Consider the following 18,849-nt stretch of genomic DNA (forward strand, 5'->3'; position numbering starts at 1 on the left):
TCAGAAGCGCGGCGCGTTCCGGGACCGCTGCACCCGTGTGGTGCGGCGGTCCTTCGCGTTCCAGCACGCCTTGTGCCAATGGCGCCGCTCGTCGACGCCGGAGTGCTCGGGCCAGGCGACGACGTGCGGCAGGCCGGCGGGGATCTCCTGGTCGCAGCCGGGGCAGCGGTAGCGCTTGCCGGCGGAGGCGGGGCCCGAGCCGGAGATGTGCCGGACCGACCACTGTTCGCCGCGCCAGCTCTCGGCCGACTGGAAGCCGTACCGCTCGCCCGGTTCGTCGTCGCCGCCGCCTCGCCGCCCCGAGGCACGGGCAGGCTTGGAGCGGTTCTTGCGCGGGGACACGGGGGCACCTCACGATCTGCTGTACGGCGGTCACGGCGTCCCGGACAGCCTACGCGCCGCCCCTTCACGGCAGGCGCCCGCCGAAGCGCCGCACGCCCCCTCCAGGCTCCTTCCCGCCCCCTCCGTACGCCGTGCGTGCCCCCGGGAAATCCCCATAATCCGCCAATCCTCTTGCCAGGCCGTGCCTTTGGCACGTGTCAGGCGTTGTTGCCAGGCAGGGGGAGTGCCGTGTCGGGCACCAAGGAAGCAGGAAGCGTCATGCACGTGGGAAGTTTTGTACTCGGTGGTCAGTTCCCGGGCCAGGGTCAGGGCGAGGCCCTGCACCGCGCGGTGCGCTCGGCCGAGGTGGCGGAGGAGGCCGGCCTCGACACCGTCTGGCTGGGCGAACACCACTTCGTGCCGTACGGCACCTGTCCCTCCGCCGCCACCCTGGCCGCGCTGCTGCTGGGCAGAACCCGGCGGGTGCGGGTGGGCACCGCGGTCAGCGTGCTGCCCACCACCCACCCCGTCGCCCTCGGCGAGCAGGCGGCCCTGCTCCACCTCGCCGCCGGCGGCCGGTTCACCCTCGGCGTCGGCCGCGGCGGCCCCTGGGTCGACCTGGAGGTCTTCGGCGCGGGGCTGCCGGCCTTCGAGGAGGGGTTCCCGGAGGCGCTGGACCTGCTGCTGCGCTGGCTGCGCGAGCCGCGGGTCGGGGCGTCGGCAGAGGGCGGGCGGTACGCCTTCCGGGAGGTGGCGGTGGTGCCGCGCCCGGCGGAGTCGCTGGACGGGCTGCCGGGCCCGGAGGTGGTGGTGGCCTGCACCTCGCCGTCGAGCGTGCGGCTGGCCGCCGAGCGCGGGCTGCCGATGCTGCTGGGCATGCACACCGGGGACGCCGAGAAGGCCGAGATGGTGGCGCTGTGGCGCCGCCATGCCCGAGAGGCGGGGCGCGACGGCGACGAGATCGCGGCGGCCGCGCACGTCTCGGCGGGCGTCGCCCAGGTAGAGGACGGGCCGGGGCGGGCCGCCGAGACGCTGGTGAAGGCGATGCCGGGCTGGTTCGAACTGGGCCTGGGCGCCCATGTCACCGTCGACGGGCGGGCACGGGCGATGCGCGACCCGGTGGCGTACACCGAGTTCCTCTGCTCGATCCATCCGGTGGGGCCGCCGCGGCTCTGTGCCGACCGGCTGGCGGCGACCGCCGAGGCGACCGGGGTCACGCGGTTCGCGCTGATGGTGGAGGGGTCGGGCGACCTCGCCGGGACCGAGGAGAACATCCGCCGCCTCGGCCGGGACGTGCTGCCGCTGCTGCCCTGAACGCGCCGTGCGGCGGCCCCGGTGAGGGCCGCCGCACGGCGGATGCGCGTCACGCCTGGACCCGCCGCCTGAGGCGGTTCCGGAGGCGCCGGGTCAGCAGTCCCTGAGCTCCGGGGACTGGTTGAGCAGCTGCCCCCGGATCGAGGTGAAGCGGGCGTGCCGCTCGTCCGAGTCGGAGGAGAGCGGGAAGACCGCCACACGGTGGCAGTTCTGGAATGCCAGGCGGACCCCGAAGTGACGCTGGAGCGCCCCCCGGATGGCGTCGCTGGCCAGGGCGCGCAGCAGCTGGCCGCGGGCCTGCTCGTCGGGCGGCGGCGTCTGGTTGTCGGCGAACTCTCCGCCGTCGACCTTCAGCTGGGCGACGAGCTTGCTGATCATGTCCCATGCGTAGGGCAGGGAGGTCCGGACGCAGTCGACGAAGGCGGCTTCGTCGACCTCGCCTCGCTCGGCCTGTTCCAAGAGGGCCGGTGAGACGTCGAGCGACATGGGTTCTCCTCTCACACCCCCGTCTGTCTGACGGGGGCTGACGGACAGGGCTGGAGTTCACGCACACGCAGCGTGCACGCATGGCAACCTCCCGCTGCCACGGTATGCAAGGAGACCGGCGCGCACCAGGAGAATGCGCACACAACCGGCCAGCGATGAACGGGGCTTCCCGGGCGAATCGCGTCCGGGGCCGCCCGTCGAGTAGCGTTGCCGACCATGCGTCTCGTCATCGCCCGCTGCTCCGTGGACTACGCGGGCAGGCTCACGGCCCACCTCCCCTCCGCCCCTCGCCTGATCCTCGTGAAGGCCGACGGCAGTGTCTCGATCCACGCGGACGACCGGGCGTACAAACCGCTCAACTGGATGTCGCCGCCGTGCACCCTCAAGGAGGGCGAGGACAACATCTGGACCGTGGTGAACAAGGGCGGGGAGAAGCTCGTCATCACCATGGAGGAGGTCCTGCACGACTCCTCGTACGAACTCGGCGTGGACCCGGGCCTCATCAAGGACGGCGTGGAGGCCCACCTCCAGGAGCTGCTGGCGGACCGGATCGAGACGCTCGGCGAGGGATACACCCTGATCCGGCGCGAGTACCCGACCGCGATCGGCCCCGTGGACATCCTCTGCCGGGACGCCTCCGGCGCGACGGTCGCCGTCGAGATCAAGCGGCGCGGCGAGATCGACGGTGTGGAGCAGCTGACCCGCTATCTGGAACTCCTCAACCGCGACCCGCACCTCGCCCCGGTCCGCGGCGTCTTCGCCGCCCAGGAGATCAAGCCGCAGGCACGCGTTCTCGCCACCGACCGCGGCATCGGCTGCACGGTCCTGGACTACAACGCCCTGCGCGGCATCGAGGACGACAAGCTGCGGCTGTTCTGAATTCTTGAGCGGCTTTCGCCGCCGGGGCGCAGCAGGTCGTTGTCGAGCCACCTGACGTGCTCGTCCGCTTCGCTCCCTGCGCGCGACAGGCGTCTCGACGACGACGCGCCCCTTTGGCTCAAACCGCGGGCATGTCCGTGTGCGGGAACGACCCGTGAGTGCGGCTCCCGTCGGTCCGTCGGTGCCCAGCACGAACGCTCTGCGTAGTCAGAACGCCCCCCGGCTCCACTGCCGGGGGGCGTTTCCACGTGCGGGGCGGGTTACGACAGCATCTGGCTGGTGGACGGCTCGGGGGCCGGGCCGCTGGCCGAGTTGTCGGTGCCGGGCTCCGGGTCCTCGGGGTCGGGGTCCTCGGTGGGCGTGGTGTCGCTGGGCTCCGGGTCCGGGCTGGACGGGGGCGGAGTGGTCGGCGGCTTCGACGAGGTCGGCGGGGTGGACGGCGGTTTGGTGGTGGGCCGGTCCGAGGGGGAGGTGGTCGGGCGGTCGGTGGGCGAGCTGCTGGGCTCGTCCGACTCCGATGCGGAGGGCGAGGCGCTGTCGCTGGGCGTCGGGTCGTCGGGAGTGCCGGTGACGCCGTCCTCGCCCGGGTCGGTGCTGGGCTCGGCGGAGTCGGCGGGCCGCTCCGCCTCCGTGCCCTCGTCGCCCTCGTCCTCGGGCGTCGTCTGCTCGGTGGTGACCCGGTCGACGGAAGCGGGCTCCTCGTCGTCGCCGTTGATGGCGCCGAGGGTGACGACCGTGCCGAGGACCGCGACGAGCAGGGCGCCCGCGCCGGCCGCGACCAGGTTGCGCCGGGCGCCGGTGAGGGCGGCCCGGCCGGGCCTGCCGTCCTTGGCGGCCGTCGCGGCGGGGCCGCCCACGACGGTCGCACCGGTGGCCGGGGCGGCCGGCTGGACCCGGGTGACCCCGGCCGGCGGCGTCGTCCGGGGAAGCCCGGTGGGCGGGGTCGCCACTCCCTCGCGGCGCGGCGGGACGAGGGGCCCGTCCGTGGGCAGGACGGCGCGGGTCACCGGGACGGTCTCCCCCGCGCGGTCGGCGACCAGCGCGAGGGCCCGGCGGCCGGCGACGGTGCCGCGCTTGTCGGCGAGGGCGCCGCGCAGCGCGACGGCGGCCTCCAGCTCGGCGCGGGCCCGGTCGAGCCGGTCCTGGCAGAGCGCCAGGATGCCCAGCTCGTGGTGGAAGTACGCCTCCTCGGCGACCTCGCCGGAGAGGCGGGCGGCCTCCTGGCCGGAGCGCAGCACCCGCTCCCAGGCGCCCCAGGCAAGGCCGGCGGCGAGGACCGGGGCGACGGTGCGGGCGAGGAGGACGGCGGTGGCCTGGCGGGCCGGGTCCTGGCCGCCGACGAGGGCGGTGAGCGCGGCGAGGACGGCGTCGGACTCGGCGGCGGCCCGCTCGGGGGTGACCGAGGGGTGGCCGGTCCACCAGGTGTAGTGCTGGGCGGCGGTGTGGGCGCGCTCGCCCTCGTCGGCGTACCCCTCGGCGGCGAGCTGCTCGGTGACGCCGGCGGCGAGGCGGTAGCGGTTGCCGACCGGGGTGACCAGGCCGCAGTCGAGGAGTTCGGTGAGGGCGGCGTCGGCGTGGGTGTCGCCGACCAGGGCCGGCAGGTGGGCCTGGTGCGGGACCTCGCCGCCGAGCGCGTAGGCGAAGCCGAGGGTGGCGCGGGCCGCCTCGCTGAGCCGGGAGGCGAGCAGGGCGGCGGGGGCGGCGCCCTCGGCGACGGTGGGCAGCGGCGCCTCGGCCGAGCCCGACTCCTCGCGCAGCAGGTCGCGTTGGTGGAGCAGGGCGCCGGCCTGGACGAACCGCAGCGGCAGCCCCTCGGACTCGAACCAGAGGTCGCCGGCCCACGAGACCTCGTCCTCGCTGAGGGCGCGGCCGGCGCCCTGGGCGAGCAGGGTCAGCCCGCCGGAGCGGCCGATGCCCTCCAGGACGACCTCCTCGACCCCGGCCTCCTCACCGGGCGCCGGCACCTCGGGGGTGCAGGCGAGCAGGACGGCGCACTCGGGGGTCGCGGCGAGGAAGGAGTCGAGGGCGGCGCCGCCGATCTCGGCGTCGTCGATCAGGACCACGGCCCCGATCTCCCCGGCGAGTTCGGCGAGGAGGGCTGGGCCCGGGCGGTGCGCGGGGAGCAGGTGGACGGCGGCGCACAGGGCGTGCAGCAGTTCGTCGGCGGTGCGGTGGTGGCCGTCGAGCCGGACGACGCCGTCGGGGGCGAGTCCTTCGCAGCGGGCGGCGACGGCGTCCAGCAGCACGGTACGGCCGGAGCCGCGGGCGCCGGTGAGGCGGACGGAGCGGCCCCGGGCGAGGAGCTGGACGAGGGTGTCGCGTTCGCGGTCGCGCCCCAGCAGCCGGTGGTGGGTGCGGGGGACGCCGGGCGGGGCGGGCGGCCTGGCCGCGGCGGCGAGCGCGGCGCGGTCGTCGGGGGTGCGGCGGACCGGGGGGCTGGGGTGGCGGCCGGGCGGGCAGACCTCGATCTCGCTGCCGTCGACCGGGTTGACGGTGACGAGGTGGCCGCCGGCGACGAGTTCGGCGGTGCGCACGCGGGGCGGCACGGGCTGGCCGAGGTCGGGGACCTGCGCTGGACGGGGCCGCCGCTCGGCGGGGCCCGGCTGCGGGCCGCCTGGTATGCGGTGCGGGTCGCCGTCGCCCCGCTGGTGCGGGTCCCGGTGGTTCGGGTCCATGGCTGAAGCCCCCATAGCGTCGTGCCGTACCGCGTGCCCGGCCGCCGCCCCGTCCGGTCCGGGGGCGGGTGCCGCAGCCCGGTCCGGAATGCGTTCGGTGCGGCGCGTCGGGTCTCCGCTGCCGCCGGACACGTGGGGCGCCGGGCATGAGGACAGCGGACGGGACCGAACCATAAGCCTTCGGCCAGTATCCAGGACAAGCCGGGGTGGTCCGGGGCCCGGGAGGTCACGGTCTCATGAGGATTGTGCGCTGATCCCTCGGGAACGCCCGGATTGGCCCTCTCCGGTCCCCTGGCGGCGGCCGCCGCTCCCCCGCCCGCCGCTCAGGCGCGGGGCAGGGAGTCCAGGCCGATGCCGCCCTCGATGGCGAGGATGCGGTGGAGGCGGGTGGCGACCAGGAGCCGCTGCATCTGCGGGGGCACGGAGCGCAGGACGAGGCGGCGGCCGCAGCGCCCGGCGCGGCGGTGGGCGCCCATGATGACGCCGAGCCCGGTGGCGTCCCAGGAGTCGAGGGCGGCCAGGTCGAGGACGAGGTCCCCGGCGCCGTCGTCCACGGCGGAGTGCAGGACCGTCCGGGCGTCCGCCGCGCTGCGGACGTCGAGGCGGCCCCCGACGACCAGCTCGGCATGGTCGCCCCTGATGTACATATGCGCTCCCCGGGTCTGCTGGCGTGGGCTGCGGAGGTGGCGTCCGCGGGCGGCTCGGTCAGGGCCGCCGGTGGTGCCCGGGGTGACGGAGGATCTCGCGGACCCCGGGGAGCCTGGTGGGCCGCCGGAGCCGGGTGCCGCCCCGGGTGGGTCGTGTGGTGTCACTGCGTATGTCACTGCAACTGACTGGCTCATGCACACAGAAGTTGCCGCCTGTAAGCGAACCGATACCGAATTCACCCGTGGGGGTGAGGGTGGTGCGCTGCCGGTGCCGCTCCGGCGGAACTCAGGTGCGACGGTGATCCGCCCGTACGGACGGCGGTGCGAAGGGCTCCCCCGGGGCGCGGGCGCGCTCCCACGCGGGTGCGGACGGGCCCGCTCCCCGAGGGGGCGGGCCCGGCGCGGGGGTCAGTACGAGTAGAAGCCCTCGCCGCTCTTGCGGCCGAGGTCGCCGGCGTCGACCATGCGGCGCATCAGCTCCGGCGGCGCGAACTTCTCGTCCTGCGACTCGGTGTAGATGTTCTGCGTGGCGTGCAGCAGGATGTCGACGCCGGTCAGGTCGGCCGTGGTGAGCGGGCCCATGGCGTGGCCGAAGCCGAGCTTGCAGGCGAGGTCGATGTCCTCGGCGGTGGCGACGCCCGACTCGTAGAGCTTGGCGGCCTCGACGACGAGGGCCGAGATGAGGCGGGTGGTGACGAAGCCGGCCACGTCGCGGTTGACGACGATGCAGGTCTTGCCGGTGGACTCGGCGAACTCCCGGGTCCTGGCGAGGGTTTCGTCGCTGGTCTTGTAGCCCCGGACCAGTTCGCAGAGCTGCATCATCGGGACCGGCGAGAAGAAGTGCGCGCCGACGACCCGCTCCGGCCGCTCGGTGACGGCGGCGATCTTGGTGATCGGGATGGCGGAGGTGTTCGAGGCGAGCACCGTGTCCTCGCGGACCAGTTTGTCGAGGGTGCGGAAGATCTCGTGCTTGACGTCGAGCTGTTCGAAGACGGCCTCGACCACGATGTCGGCGTCGGCGGCGCCTTCCAGGTCGGTCGTGGTGGTGATCCGGCCGAGCGCCGCCTCGGCGTCCTCGGCGGAGAGCTTGCCCTTGGCGACGAACCGGTCGAAGGAGGACTTGATGCCGTCCGTCCCCCGCGTCAGGGCGGCGTCGGTGACGTCGCGCAGGACGACGTCCCAGCCCGCCTGGGCGGAGACCTGAGCGATTCCCGAACCCATGAGTCCGGCTCCGATGACGGCGAGCTTGCGTGCCACGACATCCCCTAACGCACTGTTTGCCTCTGTCTCTTCGGCGGAGAGTAGCGGTCCCGCGGCCCGCGTGGGGCGGTTGGTAACGCGCATCACGTCTCAAGGGGCGGACATCACACGGGCGGGGGCACGGACGGGCGTACGGCGTGGCGCGCGGCGGCGAGGCGGCGTCATTACGCTGGCCGCATGGTCAATCTGACACGCATCTACACGCGCACCGGGGACAAGGGCACCACCGCCCTCGGCGACATGAGCCGCACAGCCAAGACCGATCCGCGCATCGCCGCCTACGCCGACGCCAACGAGGCCAACGCCGCCATCGGCACCGCGCTGGCCCTCGGGAATCTGCCGGAGTCCGTCGCCAAGGTCCTGCTCCGGGTCCAGAACGACCTCTTCGACGTGGGCGCCGACCTCTCCACGCCGGTCGTGGAGAATCCGGAGTACCCGCCGCTGCGGGTGGAGCAGTCGTACATCGACAAGCTGGAGGCCGACTGCGACACCTACCTCGAACAGGTCGAGAAGCTCCGGTCGTTCATCCTCCCCGGAGGGACGCCGGGCGCCGCCCTGCTCCACCAGGCGTGCACCGTGGTGCGGCGCGCGGAGCGTTCGACCTGGGCGGCGGCGGAGGTCTTCGGCGACACCATGAACCCGCTCGCCGCGACCTACCTCAACCGCCTCTCCGACCTCCTGTTCATCCTGGCCCGGGTGGCCAACAAGGAGGTCGGCGACGTGCTGTGGGTACCGGGAGGCGAGCGCTGAGGGGTCGTCCGGCGCTCCTCCCCCGCTACCGCCCGGCCCGGTCCTCCACCGGACGGACCGCGTCCTTCCCGGCCCCGGCCCCGGCAACGTGCCCCTCGTCCCCGCCCTTCGGCTTCTTCGGCCACAGCACGTACGAGAGGGCGATGAGCCCGTGGATGAGGACGGCGCGTCCGGCGAAGCCCTGCCAGGAGGTGAGGGAGGCGGTGCGCTCCGGGTCGTCGACGTACCAGACGCCGATCTGGAGGAGGGCGGCGGCGAGGCCCGCGCCCGCCACGGTACGGAGCCAGAGCTTGACCTCGTGGCGGGCGCGGGCGGCGCCGAAGCGCGGGGGCCTGACGGGCGGCGGGCCGCCGGCGAGGCGGTGGCGGGCGTGGCCGTCGAGCCAGCGGACGGTGTAGTGGCCGAAGGCGGCGGTGTAGCCGATGTAGACCGCCGCCAGGCCGTGCTTCCAGTCGGGGTCGGCCCCGGCCCGCAGGTCGAGGACGGTGACGACGAGGAGGACGACCTCCAGCAGCGGCTCGCAGAGCAGCACGGCGGCGCCGGTGCGCGGCATCTTCGCCAGGTACCGCAGGCCGAGCCCGGCCGCGAGCAGGACCCAGAAGCCCACCTCGCAGATGACGATGAGCGTGACGATCACGACGTGCTCCCCCTCGGGCCTCGGCGGTCGGGCCGCACGGCGGGGTGGCCCGTTCTGCCTTCCATCCTCGGGCGGGGGCGGGCGCGCGGCGTCGTCGCGGCAGACGATCCGGGCCTGCGCCTTTCGATGTAGCGGCGGGCGCGGGGAAGGGTCCCGCGGGTCCGCGCGGACGGCCCGGGCGGCGTGTTGGATGGGAGCATGCTCCGCCTGCCGCCCCGCCCGCCCCGGTTCGACGTGCTGATCGCGCTCTCCGGGCTGCTCGGCGGGCTGCTCCTGTGGGGGCTCGGCCTGCACACCCGGATCGCGGCGCCGACCGTGCCGACCGACAACAACGCCGCCTGGACGCTGCTGCCGCTGGCGGCGACCGCCGGCGCGGAGCTGCTGCGCCGCAGCTGGACGGGGTGCGGCCTCGCGGTCGGTACGGTCGCCCTCGTCGCCGACCAGTTCACGGTGGGCTCGCTGGCGACCGTGCTCATGTACACGGACTTGGTCTACGCGGCAGCGCTCTACGGCCCGCCCGCCCGGGCCCGGCGGCTGCCCGCCGTGACCGGCCTGGTCACGGTGGCGGTGACACTGGCCCTGCTGGCCTGGTTCCGGGAGCCGCAGGCCCTCCTGGTCGGCCTGGTGGTCGGCGTGATCTTCTTCGGCCCGGCGACCACGGGCGCGATGCTCCGCAACCACCGCGAGGCCACGGCGGCGGCCCGGTTGCGCGCCGAGCAGACGGCGCTGCTGGCCGAGATGGACCGGGTCCAGGCGGTCACCGACGAACGGGCGCGGATGGCACGCGAGTTGCACGACCTGGTCGCCGGCCACCTCTCCGCCATCGCCATCCACTCCACGGCCGCGCTCTCCCTGGACGACGAGGCCACCAGCCGCCGCGCGCTCGGGGTGATCCGGGAGAACAGCGTGGAGGGGCTGGCCGAGATGCGCCGGCTGATCGAGGTGCTGCGCGCCCGGGACACCGACGCCCCCTCGGTGGCGCCGACCCTGGACGGGCTGGGCGCCCTGGTGGAACAGGCCCGCGCCAACGGCCTGGACGTGCGGCGTTTCACCCCTCCCCCGGCGGACCCGCCGCCCCCGGCGCCGGTCGGCCTCGCCGCGTACCGGATCGTGCAGGAGTCGCTGACCAACGCGCTCAAGCACGGTGCCCCGGGCCCCGTCGACGCCGTGCTCGGCCGGACGGACGGGGCGCTGACGGTCCGGGTGGTCTCGCCCCTCGGGGCCGAGGCGGGGCCGGGAACGCGCGTGCCCGGGTCGGGGGCGGGGCTGGTGGGGATGCGGGAGCGGGCGGAACTGCTGGGCGGGAGCTTCTCGGCGGGGCCGGTCGGTGGTCAGTTGTGGGAGGTCCGGGCGGTGCTGCCGCTCGGGGAGACGCCCGGCGGCCCGCGAGGGGCGGTTTCCGGCCAGGTGGACGACGATCCGGGTGACACGAGGGAGAGGTGAGGCGCGGTGGTGATCCGCGTGGTGGTGGCGGAGGACCAGTCGGCGGTGCGGGCGGGGCTGGTGCTGATCCTGGGCAGCGCACCGGACGTCGAGGTGGTCGCGGAGGCGGCCGACGGCGAGGCCGCGGTGCGGCTCGCCGAGGAGCTTCGCCCGGACGTGGTGCTGATGGATGTGCAGATGCCCCGGCTGGACGGGGTGTCGGCGACCCGCGCGGTGGTGGCGGGCGGCTGGTCCGACGTGCTGGTGCTGACCACCTTCGACCTGGACGAGTACGTCTTCGGGGCGCTGCGGGCGGGCGCCGCCGGTTTCCTGCTGAAGAACACCGACGCCCCGGGGCTGCTGGCGGCGGTGCGGACGGTCGCCGCGGGCGAGGGGATGATCGCCCCGGCGGTGACGCGGCGGCTGATCGCGGCCTTCGCCACCGGCCGGGCCCCGCGTCCGGCCGGGGCCGAGCCGCCGGAGCTGGCGGCGCTGACCCGGCGCGAGCGGGAGGTGCTCGGCTGCCTCGGCGAGGGCCTGTCCAACGCCCAGATCGCCGCGCGGCTGGAGATGGCGGAGGCGACGGCCAAGACCCATGTGAGCCGGGTCCTTGGCAAGCTCGAACTGCGCAGCCGGGCCCAGGCCGCCCTGCTGGCGCAGGAGTTGGGGGTGTGACCCTCGACGGGTCCGTCACACGCCTCTCACCGTGCCCCCGCGCGCGAGTCACAACTCCCGCTTGATCCACACCCCTTGACCACTGGTCCAGACCTTTCTACGCTCGGCGCACCCACCCCTCGCCTGCCCGGACCCCCTTGAGGAGTACGCCTTGAGATCGGCCCACCCCGCGCACGACGGCTCCGGAAGCCGCCCCAGACCCCTGCGACGGCTCCGCAGACGCACCCTCGCCGCCCTCACCGGCCTCGCGATCCCCTTCGCCGGGATGGTCGGCCTCGCCGCCCCCAGCCAGGCCGCAGACGCGCCCAGCGCCTCCTACACCCGGACCCAGGACTGGGGCACCGGCTTCCAGGCCCGCTGGACGGTGCGGAACACCGGTGACACGCCGCTCAGCAACTGGACGCTGGAGTGGGAGTTCCCCACCGGCACCAAGGTGACCCTGCCGTGGGAGGCGGAGGTCAGCAACGACGGGAACCGCTGGACCGCCAGGAACCGCTCCTGGAACGGCACCCTCGCCCCGGGCGCCTCCACCACCTTCGGCTTCAACGGCACCGGCGACGGCGCCCCGACCGGCTGCAAGCTCAACGGCGTCCCCTGCGAGGGCTCCGGGCAGCCCGAGGACACCCCGCCCACCGCCCCCGGCACCCCGGTCGTCTCCAAGGTCACCAGGAACGCGGCCACGCTCTCCTGGACGGCGGCCACCGACGACCAGGGCGTCAAGGGCTACGAGGTGCTGCGCAACGGCACCAGGGTCGCCACGGTCACCGGCCGCACCTTCACCGACCACGGCCTGGCGCCCGGCACCGACTACTCGTACACGGTCCGCGCCCGCGACACCGCGCAGCAGACCGGCCCGTTCAGCGGCGCCGCCAAGGCGCGCACCAAGGGCAAGGCGGCGCCCGCGCCCAAGTCGAAGATCACCATGGGGTACTTCACCGAGTGGGGCATCTACGACAAGAACTACCAGGTCAAGGACTTGGTGACCTCGGGCTCGGCCGAGAGGATCACGCACATCAACTACGCCTTCGGCGACGTCCAGGACGGCAAGTGCGTCGCCGGCGACACCGAGGCGGCGTACGGCAAGGTCTTCACCGCCGACGAGGCCGTGGACGGCGTCGCCGACCGCCCGGACCAGCCGCTGCACGGCAACTTCAACCAGCTGCGCAAGCTGAAGGCGGAGTTCCCGCACATCAAGGTCCTCTGGTCGTTCGGCGGCTGGAGCTGGTCCGGCGGCTTCGGCGAGGCGGTGAAGGACCCGGCGGCCTTCGCCAAGTCCTGCCACGACCTGGTCGAGGACCCGCGCTGGGCCGACGTCTTCGACGGCATCGACCTCGACTGGGAGTACCCGGGCGCCTGCGGCCTGACCTGCGACGACTCCCCGTACGAGGCGCTGGCCGACATGATGCGGGCGATGCGCGCCGAGTTCGGCACCGACCTGCTGGCCGCCGCCATCGCGGCCGACGCCTCCGAGGGCGGCAAGCTCGACAAGGCCGACTACCGGGGCGCCGCCGAGTACGTCGACTGGTACAACGTGATGACCTACGACTACTTCGGCACCTGGGCCGCCCAGGGCCCGACCGCGCCCCACTCGCCGCTCACCGCCTACCCGGGCATCGAGGGTGAGCACAACACCTCCGCCGCCACCATCGCCAAGCTGAGGGCCAAGGGCATCCCGGCCAAGCAGCTGGTGCTCGGCATCGGCGCCTACGGCCGCGGCTGGACCGGCGTCACCCAGGACGCCCCAGGCGGCACCGCCACCGGGCCGGCCGCCGGCACCTTCGAGGCGGGTAACGAGGACTACAAGGTGCTGGCCGAAAGGTGCCCGGCCACCGGCACCGCCGGCGGCACCGCGTACGCCAAGTGCGGTGACGAGTGGTGGGGTTACGACACCCCCGAGACGGTGACGGGCAAGATGGCCTGGGCGAAGAAGCAGAAGCTCGGCGGCGCCTTCCTCTGGGAGTTCAGCGGCGACGGCGCCAAGGGCGACCTGTTCGCCGCGATGTACGAGGGGCTGCGCTGACCAGCCGGGCAGCCACCCGGAACTGACCCTTCCCGCACGGCCGTCCGCCGTGGCACCGGAACTCCGGTCGCCGCGGCGGGCGGCCATGTCCGCATGCGGCCACCCCCGCGCACCAGGCGCGATCCGGCCGAACTGTTCTTTGGTCCAGACCTCTTGACCTCTGGTCCAGACCTTTCTACTCTCGCCCCACTGCGGTGGGCACATCAGGTCGTCGGTGCTCACGGGCGTCGCAGGGTTCCACCCCCATACGTCCGGACCTCTTGAGGAGTACGCCTTGAGTACGGTTTCCCCCAGCACCGGCGGCGCCCGTAGCCGTCCCAAATCCCTGAGCCGCTTCCGCCGGCGCGCGCTGGCCGCGCTCGTCGGCCTCTCGGTCCCCTTCGCCGGGATGGTCGGCCTCGCCGCCCCCACCCAGGCCGCCGAGGCCGCGGCCGACCCCAGCGCCTCCTACACCAGGACGCAGGACTGGGGCAGCGGCTTCGAGGGCAAGTGGACGGTGAAGAACACCGGCACCGCCCCCCTCAACGGCTGGACCCTGGAGTGGGACTTCCCCGCCGGCACCAAGGTGACCTCGGCCTGGGACGCCGACGTCACCAACAACGGCGACCACTGGACCGCCAAGAACAAGAGCTGGGCGGGGAGCCTCGCCCCCGGCGCCTCGGTCAGCTTCGGCTTCAACGGCACCGGCCCCGGCACCCCCTCGGGCTGCAAGCTCAACGGCGCCTCCTGCGACGGCGGCAGCGTCCCCGGCGACACCCCGCCCACCGCCCCCGGCACCCCCACCGCCAGTGACCTCACCAAGAACTCGGTGAAGCTCTCCTGGAAGGCGGCCACCGACGACAAGGGCGTCAAGAACTACGACGTCCTGCGCGACGGCGCCAAGGTCGCCACCGTCACCGCCACCACCTTCACCGACCAGAACCTCGCCCCCGGCACCGACTACTCCTACTCGGTCCAGGCCCGCGACACCGCCGACCAGACCGGCCCGGTCAGCGCCCCTGTCAAGGTCACCACCCCCGGCGACGGCACGGGCCCCGGCCCCGGCCCCCGCGAGAAGATCAACCTCGGCTACTTCACCGAGTGGGGCGTCTACGGCCGCAACTACCACGTCAAGAACCTGGTGACCTCCGGCTCCGCCGAGAAGATCACCCACATCAACTACTCCTTCGGCAACGTCCAGGGCGGCAAGTGCACCATCGGTGACAGCTTCGCCGCCTACGACAAGGCGTACACCGCCGCCGAGTCGGTCGACGGCGTCGCCGACACCTGGGACCAGCCGCTGCGCGGCAACTTCAACCAGCTCCGCAAGCTCAAGGCCAAGTACCCGCACATCAAGGTCCTCTGGTCCTTCGGCGGCTGGACCTGGTCCGGCGGCTTCACCGACGCCGTGAAGAACCCGGCCGCCTTCGCCAAGTCCTGCCACGACCTGGTCGAGGACCCGCGCTGGGCCGACGTCTTCGACGGCATCGACCTCGACTGGGAGTACCCGAACGCCTGCGGCCTCAGCTGCGACAGCTCCGGCCCGGCCGCGCTGAAGAACATGGTCCAGGCGATGCGCGCCCAGTTCGGCACCGACCTGGTCACCGCCGCCATCACCGCCGACGCCAGCTCCGGCGGCAAGCTCGACGCCGCCGACTACGCGGGCGCCGCCCAGTACTTCGACTGGTACAACGTGATGACGTACGACTTCTTCGGCGCCTGGGACAAGACCGGGCCGACCGCGCCCCACTCGGCCCTGAACTCCTACAGCGGCATCCCGAAGGCCGACTTCCACTCGGCCGCTGCCATCGCCAAGCTCAAGGCGAAGGGCGTCCCGGCGGCCAAGCTCCTGCTCGGCATCGGCTTCTACGGCCGCGGCTGGACCGGCGTCACGCAGGACGCCCCCGGCGGCACCGCCACCGGACCGGCCACCGGCACCTACGAGGCGGGCATCGAGGACTACAAGGTCCTCAAGAACAGCTGCCCCGCCACCGGCACCGTCGGCGGCACCGCCTACGCCAAGTGCGGCAGCAACTGGTGGAGCTACGACACCCCGGCCACCATCAAGGCCAAGATGACCTGGGCCAAGGACCAGGGCCTCGGCGGCGCCTTCTTCTGGGAGTTCAGCGGTGACACCGCGAACGGCGAACTGGTCTCCGCGATGGACTCCGGCCTCCGCTAGCCCCGGCCCGGCACCCCGCCCGGACCACTGAGCACCACCTCCCCCGGACGCCGGGAGGACGGGAACGCCCCCCGTCCTCCCGGCTCTTCACGTGTCCGGGCATGAAAAAAGCCCCTCCCCGCCAGGGAAGGGCCCCGCGTCAGGCCACGTTGACCCGCTGCCCCGGAGGCGCCGCCTCCAGCCAGGCCAGGAATCCGGTGAGGGCGTCCTCGCTCATCGCCAGCTCCAGCCGTACGCCGCGATGGCGGCAGCCGAGCACGAGCGCGTCGGAGAGGAGCGCCAGCTCCTCCTCGCCCTCGGGCGAACGCCGGTCGACCACCTCGATCGCCGAACGCTCCAGCATCCGTTTGGGGCGCGGGGAGTACGAGAAGACCCGGTACCACTCGACGCGGTCCCCGTTGTAGCGGGCCACCCCGTACTGCCACCCCTTGCCGCTGGTGTCGCCCTTCTCGGGGGCGTCCCAGCGCAGCGAGCAGTCGAACGTGCCGCCCGACCGCTGGATCAGGCGGCGGCGCAGTCCGAAGACCAACAGCCCCAGGGTGACGAGCACGATCACCAGTCCGCAGACAAGCAGAGCGAGGAGCATCGGCACCGACCTCCTCGTCTTCCGTTACGGAACTCGCACTAGCACCTGCATCGCCTCAGCCGCGGCACGCTCCGGAAGGGGTCCGGAAGGTGCCGCGGCTGAGGCGCGTCGTCGTCTTCAGCGCCCGGTCAGCGCGACGTCACCGCCCGCAGACGGACGTCGGCACGGCGATGGGCGGCCTCGTCGGCCTCCGCCTTCGCACGCTCCAGCGCCCGCTCCGCACGCTCGACGTCGATCTCGCCGGCCAGCTCGGCGATCTCCGCCAGCACCGACAGCTTGTCGTCGGCGAAGGACAGGAAACCACCGTGCACCGCCGCCGCGACGGTCTTGCCGTCGGCGGTACGGATGGTCACGGGGCCCGATTCCAGCACACCCAGCAGCGGCTGGTGACCGGGCATGATGCCGACGTCGCCGGTGGTCAGACGTGCCACGACCAGGGTGGCCTCGCCGGACCAGACGCTGCGGTCCGCGGCGACCAGCTCGACATGCAGCTCAGCAGCCAAGAGGGGCTCCTCGGGTCACCACCCGGCGGGTCGGCCGGGTGTTGGGACGAATTCTAGTGGGCTCCGGAGGAAGGGCGGCGGCCGCCCCGCGAGGGGCGGGCCGCGGCCCTCCGTCCGGTCGAGTCGTCGGGCCGGTCACCCGGCCCGATGGCTTCAGGAGACGCCCAGCTCCTTGGCGTTGGCCTTCAGGTCCTCGATGCCACCGCAGAGGAAGAACGCCTGCTCGGGGAAGTGGTCGTACTCGCCGTCGCAGATCGCGTTGAACGCGGCGATCGACTCGTCGAGCGGCACGTCGGAACCGTCCACGCCGGTGAACTGCTTGGCGACGTGGGTGTTCTGCGAGAGGAAGCGCTCGACACGACGGGCACGCGTGACGACCAGCTTGTCCTCCTCGCCGAGCTCGTCCATACCGAGGATGGCGATGATGTCCTGGAGGTCCTTGTACTTCTGAAGGATTCCCTTGACGCGCATCGCGGCCTCGTAGTGGTCCTTCGCGATGTACCGCGGGTCCAGGATGCGGGACGTCGAGTCCAGCGGGTCCACCGCCGGGTAGATGCCCTTCTCCGAGATCGGGCGCGACAGCACGGTGGTCGCGTCCAGGTGGGCGAAGGTGGTGGCCGGGGCCGGGTCGGTCAGGTCGTCCGCGGGGACGTAGATCGCCTGCATCGAGGTGATCGAGTGACCGCGCGTCGAGGTGATGCGCTCCTGGAGGAGGCCCATCTCGTCGGCCAGGTTCGGCTGGTAACCCACCGCGGACGGCATGCGGCCGAGCAGCGTGGAGACCTCGGAACCGGCCTGCGTGAAGCGGAAGATGTTGTCGATGAAGAACAGCACGTCCTGCTTCTGGACGTCGCGGAAGTACTCGGCCATGGTGAGGCCGGCCAGCGCGACGCGCAGACGGGTGCCCGGGGGCTCGTCCATCTGGCCGAAGACCAGCGCGGTCTTGTCGATGACGCCGGACTCCGCCATCTCCTCGATGAGGTCGTTGCCCTCACGGGTACGCTCACCGACGCCCGCGAAGACCGACACACCGTCGTGGTTGTTGGCGACGCGGTAGATCATTTCCTGGATCAGCACGGTCTTGCCGACACCGGCACCACCGAACAGACCGATCTTGCCGCCCTTGACGTACGGGGTCAGCAGGTCGATGACCTTGATGCCGGTCTCGAACATCTCGGTCTTCGACTCGAGCTGGTCGAAGTTGGGCGCCTTGCGGTGGATCGCCCAGCGCTCGCCGATGTTGGCGTTCTCCTCGGGCTTGTTCAGCACCTCGCCGAGGGTGTTGAACACCTTGCCCTTGGTGAAGTCGCCGACCGGGACGGTGATGCCCTCGCCCGTGTCGGTCACCGGGGCCTGGCGGACCAGGCCGTCGGTGGGCTGCATCGAGATGGCGCGGACCAGGCCGTCACCCAGGTGCTGGGCGACCTCGAGGGTCAGCGTCTTGAGCGCGCCCTCCTGAGCCGGGTCGGCGACCTCGACGGTCAGCGCGTTGTAGATCTCCGGCATCGCGTCGACGGGGAACTCCACGTCGACGACCGGGCCGATGACCCGGGCGACGCGGCCCGTGGCAACGGCCGTCTCAACAGTGGTGGTCATTACTTGTCACTCCCCGCGTTCGCGTCGGCCAGCGCACTGGAGCCACCGACGATCTCGCTGATTTCCTGGGTGATTTCGGCCTGGCGGGCCGCGTTGGCAAGGCGGGAGAGCGTGTTGATCAGCTCTCCGGCGTTGTCGGTCGCCGACTTCATCGCGCGGCGCGTGGCGGCGTGCTTGGAGGCAGCCGACTGGAGCAGCGCGTTGTAGATACGGCTCTCGACGTAGCGGGGCAGCAGGGCGTCGAGGACGTCCTCCGCCGACGGCTCGAACTCGAAGAGCGGCTTGGCGTCGCCCTTCGTCCCCGACTCCTCCGCGACCTCTTCGAGGGCGAGCGGGAGCAGGCGGTCGTCGGTCGGCGTCTGCGTCATCATCGAGACGAACTCGGTGAAGACGATGTGGAGCTCGTCCACACCACCCTCGGCCGTCTCCTTCTCGATGGCGGCGATCAGAGGCGCGGCGACGGCCTTCGCGTCCGCGTAGGTGGGCTCGTCCGTGAAGCCCGTCCACGAGTCCGCCACGGTCCGCTCGCGGAAGGCGTAGTGGGCCATGCCCCGGCGGCCGACGATGTACGTGTCGACCTCCTTGCCCTCCTTCTCCAGCCGGTCCGTGAGCAGCTCCGCCGCCTTGATGGCGCTGGAGTTGAACGCGCCGGCCAGACCGCGGTCGCTGGTGAGCAGCAGCACCGCGGCACGGGTCGGGTTCGCCACCTCACTGGTCAGCGGGTGCTCGGCGCTCGCCCCGGCCGACACGGCGGTCACCGCGCGGGTGAGTTCCGTCGCGTACGGCATGGAGGCGGTCACCTTGCGCTGTGCCTTGATGATGCGCGAGGCGGCGATCATCTCCATCGCCCTGGTGATCTTCTTCGTCGCGGTGACGGACCGGATGCGACGCTTGTAGACCCGGAGCTGCGCTCCCAT

The 18,849-nt window shown here is 72.9% G+C and carries 17 protein-coding genes; 7 read left to right on the forward strand and 10 right to left on the reverse strand.

Annotated features, from left to right (window positions below; translation table 11 throughout):
- On the reverse strand, positions 1-342 hold the full coding sequence (locus OIM89_RS07610) for a hypothetical protein (RefSeq protein ID WP_030695645.1): 342 nt from the start codon (positions 340-342) through the stop codon (positions 1-3).
- 258 nt (positions 343-600) lie between these two features.
- Here OIM89_RS07610 and OIM89_RS07615 point away from each other — a divergent pair, with 258 nt between their 5' ends.
- Positions 601-1,635, forward strand: coding sequence for an LLM class flavin-dependent oxidoreductase (locus tag OIM89_RS07615; protein WP_030695644.1), 1,035 nt, complete (start codon positions 601-603; stop codon positions 1,633-1,635).
- 93 nt (positions 1,636-1,728) lie between these two features.
- Here the strand turns inward: OIM89_RS07615 and OIM89_RS07620 are convergent, their stop codons facing one another.
- The gene (locus OIM89_RS07620) at positions 1,729-2,121 is read right to left on the reverse strand and encodes an SCO5389 family protein (protein WP_003950896.1); all 393 of its coding nucleotides are present in this window, start codon (positions 2,119-2,121) and stop codon (positions 1,729-1,731) included.
- Positions 2,122-2,337: 216 nt separating this feature from the next.
- On the opposite strand from OIM89_RS07620, the gene nucS reads away from it, so the two are divergent.
- On the forward strand, positions 2,338-3,000 hold the full coding sequence (gene nucS, locus OIM89_RS07625) for an endonuclease NucS (RefSeq protein WP_175457297.1): 663 nt from the start codon (positions 2,338-2,340) through the stop codon (positions 2,998-3,000).
- Positions 3,001-3,260: 260 nt separating this feature from the next.
- Here the strand turns inward: nucS and OIM89_RS07630 are convergent, their stop codons facing one another.
- From OIM89_RS07630 to OIM89_RS07640, 3 genes are all read right to left on the reverse strand, one after another.
- The gene (locus OIM89_RS07630) at positions 3,261-5,675 is read right to left on the reverse strand and encodes an ATP-binding protein (protein WP_264491093.1); all 2,415 of its coding nucleotides are present in this window, start codon (positions 5,673-5,675) and stop codon (positions 3,261-3,263) included.
- A gap of 323 nt (positions 5,676-5,998) precedes the next feature.
- Positions 5,999-6,322 carry an STAS domain-containing protein gene (locus tag OIM89_RS07635; RefSeq protein ID WP_003950893.1) on the reverse strand — a complete coding sequence of 108 codons (324 nt, stop codon included), beginning with the start codon at positions 6,320-6,322 and terminating at the stop codon, positions 5,999-6,001.
- Positions 6,323-6,730: 408 nt separating this feature from the next.
- Positions 6,731-7,579, reverse strand: coding sequence for a 3-hydroxyacyl-CoA dehydrogenase family protein (locus OIM89_RS07640; RefSeq protein WP_010642220.1), 849 nt, complete (start codon positions 7,577-7,579; stop codon positions 6,731-6,733).
- 180 nt (positions 7,580-7,759) lie between these two features.
- On the opposite strand from OIM89_RS07640, the gene OIM89_RS07645 reads away from it, so the two are divergent.
- Positions 7,760-8,332: a cob(I)yrinic acid a,c-diamide adenosyltransferase gene (locus tag OIM89_RS07645; RefSeq protein ID WP_030695641.1), complete on the forward strand. Its 573-nt coding sequence runs from the start codon at positions 7,760-7,762 to the stop codon at positions 8,330-8,332.
- Between the two features lie 25 nt (positions 8,333-8,357).
- Here the strand turns inward: OIM89_RS07645 and OIM89_RS07650 are convergent, their stop codons facing one another.
- Positions 8,358-8,969: a hypothetical protein gene (locus OIM89_RS07650; RefSeq protein ID WP_030695640.1), complete on the reverse strand. Its 612-nt coding sequence runs from the start codon at positions 8,967-8,969 to the stop codon at positions 8,358-8,360.
- A gap of 198 nt (positions 8,970-9,167) precedes the next feature.
- On the opposite strand from OIM89_RS07650, the gene OIM89_RS07655 reads away from it, so the two are divergent.
- The 4 genes from OIM89_RS07655 (at position 9,168) to OIM89_RS07670 (ending at position 15,247) form a co-directional block, all read left to right on the forward strand.
- Entirely contained in the window at positions 9,168-10,412 is a 1,245-nt protein-coding gene (locus tag OIM89_RS07655; protein WP_047467221.1) for a sensor histidine kinase, read from the forward strand.
- Positions 10,413-10,418: 6 nt separating this feature from the next.
- Positions 10,419-11,066 (forward strand): response regulator, encoded by a 648-nt coding sequence (locus OIM89_RS07660; protein WP_030695638.1) that lies wholly within the window; start codon positions 10,419-10,421, stop codon positions 11,064-11,066.
- Positions 11,067-11,217: 151 nt separating this feature from the next.
- The gene (locus tag OIM89_RS07665; RefSeq protein ID WP_151168094.1) at positions 11,218-13,086 is read left to right on the forward strand and encodes a glycosyl hydrolase family 18 protein; all 1,869 of its coding nucleotides are present in this window, start codon (positions 11,218-11,220) and stop codon (positions 13,084-13,086) included.
- A gap of 274 nt (positions 13,087-13,360) precedes the next feature.
- Positions 13,361-15,247: a glycoside hydrolase family 18 chitinase gene (locus OIM89_RS07670; protein ID WP_264491094.1), complete on the forward strand. Its 1,887-nt coding sequence runs from the start codon at positions 13,361-13,363 to the stop codon at positions 15,245-15,247.
- 139 nt (positions 15,248-15,386) lie between these two features.
- Here OIM89_RS07670 and OIM89_RS07675 read toward each other — a convergent pair whose 3' ends face one another.
- From OIM89_RS07675 to OIM89_RS07690, 4 genes are all read right to left on the reverse strand, one after another.
- Entirely contained in the window at positions 15,387-15,833 is a 447-nt protein-coding gene (locus tag OIM89_RS07675; protein WP_003950885.1) for a DUF2550 domain-containing protein, read from the reverse strand.
- 128 nt (positions 15,834-15,961) lie between these two features.
- Positions 15,962-16,336 (reverse strand): F0F1 ATP synthase subunit epsilon, encoded by a 375-nt coding sequence (locus OIM89_RS07680; RefSeq protein WP_023417052.1) that lies wholly within the window; start codon positions 16,334-16,336, stop codon positions 15,962-15,964.
- A 153-nt stretch (positions 16,337-16,489) separates the two neighbouring features.
- Positions 16,490-17,932 (reverse strand): F0F1 ATP synthase subunit beta, encoded by a 1,443-nt coding sequence (gene atpD, locus OIM89_RS07685; protein WP_010642237.1) that lies wholly within the window; start codon positions 17,930-17,932, stop codon positions 16,490-16,492.
- A complete protein-coding gene (locus tag OIM89_RS07690) occupies positions 17,932-18,849 on the reverse strand; it encodes a F0F1 ATP synthase subunit gamma (RefSeq protein ID WP_030695635.1) in 918 nt (305 codons plus the stop codon). The genes atpD and OIM89_RS07690 overlap by 1 nt, the downstream gene beginning before the upstream one ends.

The sequence above is a fragment of the Streptomyces sp. BI87 genome, from assembly GCF_025957665.1.
GTDB lineage: Bacteria > Actinomycetota > Actinomycetes > Streptomycetales > Streptomycetaceae > Streptomyces > Streptomyces albidoflavus.